The organism is Streptomyces sp. ADMS, assembly GCF_033441795.1.
GTDB lineage: Bacteria > Actinomycetota > Actinomycetes > Streptomycetales > Streptomycetaceae > Streptomyces.
On the sequence record NZ_JAVFVX010000251.1, the window covers coordinates 1 to 3211 of the forward strand.

Below are 3211 nucleotides of genomic sequence, written 5' to 3' on the forward strand. Positions count from 1 at the left end.
TTCACGCGTTCCGGGAGTTGCCTCCGCCGAGCGGCACCGGCTCGTGCTCGCGGCCCGGCGCTTCAAGGGGCCGACTCGATCACCGGCGTCGTCATCGCCGTTGACGGCGCAACGGGCGGCGACGGCGAATGGCAGAGAGCCCCCACGGCTGACACCTGGCGCTCGGCGTTGCCAGAGGTCCCGACAGCGGGGTCGTTCGGCTGTTGCGCAGGCGCGGGCGCTGGCCGCGCAGGGGGCGAGAACCGGCGATCTCGGGCGTTGGCCCGTGATCGTGAACGGCCTTGAAGGGCTGTCGGACTCCGCATCTGGGACCTTGAGGTCAAGACTCGGTGGTGTCCACGATGAAGCGGCGACTGAGACTGGTCTCGTTCCAGAGCAGGCCCAGGTCGGTGGTCACCGTCACTTCGTACTCCCCGTCCCGCAACGCCCCCAAATCGATAACCCGGTGGTTTCCGACCCATAGGGTGGGAACGATCTCGCCGTTCAGCCTGGCCTCGACGTTGCGCAGCGTCTCGCTGTGCAGCTCCTGGTCGTCGCTGCTACCGACCGCTTCTACGGTGTCCACCGTGAGCGTGGCCTCGGAGAGCGCGGCGGCGTTCAGCACGCCGTTGCTGGGGATGCCGCGTATCCGGAGCTCCGGCTGGTTCACCGCGTTGGACACTGCAATGCCGCCGATCGTCAGGGCGGTGGCGACAGTGGCAACCAGGAGTGCGATGAGCATCCTGCGCAGGGACCGGGCTCGCACAGGGTCCGATGTTTTCAGGGCCAGCCGCATCGACACGTCCTTCGAGGAGTTGCTGCTGTGGGTCGTCGGTTCCGCCTCTTCGTCCCGCAGTGGCCTTTGCTTCGGCCTCCTGCACCGGCTTGAGGACGGACGGGCCCGAGGACACGGACTCGGACTCGCGGATGTCCGGCGACGCTGATGATGCCACCTCAATCGTCACGGAATCCAGTTCGCCCTCGCACGCGTCACGGTCTCGTAAGCGAATTCGGCAGGCCGAGGGCCTGGGCGTCGGAGGTAGGTGGGACGGCGTAGCCGAGGCAGCCGCAGTACTCAGTGGTCATCTTCCCTGCCTTCATGCTGTTTCAGGCGATGTTGGCCTTGTCGACGACGGCGCGAAGGTCCCGGTCGTCGGCGTGGCGGTTTCGCCAGATGATGTAGCGGCGGATCATGCTGCCCTGTTCTTTGTGGGTGGCGTGGTCGGTGCCGTCGAGGGTGAAGTAGCGCAGGGCGGTGAACTGGGCTTCTATGCGGTTGAGCCAGGAGCTGTTGGTGGGGGTGTAGGCGATCTCGACATTGTTCGCCGCGGCCCAGGTCCCGACGCGCTGGCACTTCTTCGTGGTCAGGTGCGGGGAGAAGTTGTCACAGACGATCGCGATCCGGACCCCGGGCGGGTAGAGAGTGCGCAGGTAGCGGCAGAACTCCAGGAACTGGGAGCGCTTCTTGATCGGTTTGATGTGGCCGTAGATCTTGTCCTTGGCCAGGTCCAGTGCGGCGAACAGGTGCCGTACTCCGCCGTAGCGGTTGTAGGTCGCGCGGCGCCGCCGGCGTGGTTCGCGGCCGGGGTCCTTGTGCTTGCCGCCGCGTTCGGCCCACTGCTTCCCGGAGTGGGGCATCAGGTTGAGCGGGCCGAACTCGTCCATGCAGAAGACGACTTCGGGCTCGCCGTCCTCGGATAGGACCTCGCCGTCGGCGATCGTGCTCGACGCGGGCCTTCTTGGCCGCGTAGTCCGGGTCGCGGGAGGTCTTCCAGGTCTTCAGGCGTTGAAACGAGACGCCTTCCTCGCGGAGCAGGATGCGCAGGCCCTCGTGGCTGATGTCGTCGACCACCCCCTCAGCGACCAGGAAGTCCGCCAGCTTGGACAGACTCCAGATGGAAAAGGGCAGGTCGTGCTCAGTCGGCCTGGACTTCGCGATCTTCTTGATCTCGCGACGCTCGGGCAACGTGAACGTCCTGGGCCGCCCGCCCTTGTATTTCGGGTAGAGCGACTCGAAACCGTCGGCGTTGAAGTTGTGGATCACATCGCGGACCCGGTCGTCGCTGGTGAACGACACTTCGGCGATCTTCGCCACCGGCATGCCCTGCGCGGACAGCAGGACCATCTGTGCCCGCCGCCAGGTCACCACCGGTGCCCCTGCGGATGATCCGCAGCAGCCGCCCGCCCTCGTCATCGTCGATCTCCCGGACCTGAACTCGTTCTGCCACGAGAACAGCATGGCCTGCCCGTGCCGCCCGGACCGGCACCCGGACGGCGCGTCACAACAGGGCGAACGTTGCCTGATGCGGCATTAGCGGATCCGCACGATGAACAAGCTCGCCGGCTGACACCCGCCACCCGCAAACCCATTCGCGCCGCTGACACCGGGAGAGACCCATGTCCGCGCCCCGCACTCCGCCGCCGCTACCGTCGCGCGCCGGCGTGCCGCCGCAAAACGCGGTGACGTCGACTCCGCGGTCGCGTGCGTGAGCCGGGACGTCGTGCTCAGCTCGCCGCTCACCGAGCAGTTCCGCTTCGAGGGACCTGACCAGCTGTGCTCCTTCATGACCTCGGCGTTCACGGCGGTCGAGGACATCCGCTCCCACACTCGGACCGGCGATGGCGACGTGTACGCGCTGTTCTACCGGGCGCGGGTGGGATCCCAGCCGTTCGAGGACGCGCAACTGCTGCGGCTCGACGACGAGGCGCGCATCAAGGAGATCACGCTCTTCGGGCGTCCGGTGCAGGCCCTCACCGCCCTGATGATGACCCTGGGGCCGGAGCTCGCCCGCCGGGGCCTTGCGGCGCACATGCGGGCCAGCGCCTCGCCCGTGCACACGATGGTCACCTTCGGAGACCGCCGCGTGGTCCCGCTGACCCGGCCGGCAGCCCGGCGGACCCGAGAGAACCAGCGATCCTCTTCCCGCTGGAGGTGGTTCCGGCGAACAGCTACCCCAACGACGTGCGCTTCGACCTGCGGCGCGGCGCCGAGGGCATCGCGTTCATCACCGACTCGGGCGGCTCAAGCGGCGTGATCATGGTCGACCTCGCCGCGGGCCGCTCCTGGCGGCGACTGGCCGGACATCCCTCGGCACTCCCCTCGGCACTCCCGGACGAGCGGTTCCTTCCGGTCATCGAGGGCGAGCTCTTCATGGTCCGCCCCGCGGGCGGCGAGCTCACGCACTACGAGACCGGCTCCGACGGCATCGCTCTCAGCGCCGACGGCACGCGC

2 protein-coding genes and 2 pseudogenes are annotated in these 3211 nt (G+C 67.8%); 2 read left to right on the forward strand and 2 right to left on the reverse strand.

The window, feature by feature from the left end; all coding sequences use genetic code 11:
• Positions 1 to 319: 319 nt before the first annotated feature.
• The gene (locus RB628_RS39940; protein ID WP_318325554.1) at positions 320 to 775 is read right to left on the reverse strand and encodes a hypothetical protein; all 456 of its coding nucleotides are present in this window, start codon (positions 773 to 775) and stop codon (positions 320 to 322) included.
• Positions 776 to 1086: 311 nt separating this feature from the next.
• Positions 1087 to 2207: pseudogene (locus RB628_RS39945) on the reverse strand (IS630 family transposase).
• A 150-nt stretch (positions 2208 to 2357) separates the two neighbouring features.
• Here RB628_RS39945 and RB628_RS39950 point away from each other — a divergent pair.
• Positions 2358 to 3014, forward strand: coding sequence for a nuclear transport factor 2 family protein (locus RB628_RS39950; protein WP_318325555.1), 657 nt, complete (start codon positions 2358 to 2360; stop codon positions 3012 to 3014).
• Positions 2942 to 3211: pseudogene (locus tag RB628_RS39955) on the forward strand (gluconolaconase); the annotation flags it as partial. The gene RB628_RS39950 and the pseudogene RB628_RS39955, both read left to right, overlap by 73 nt.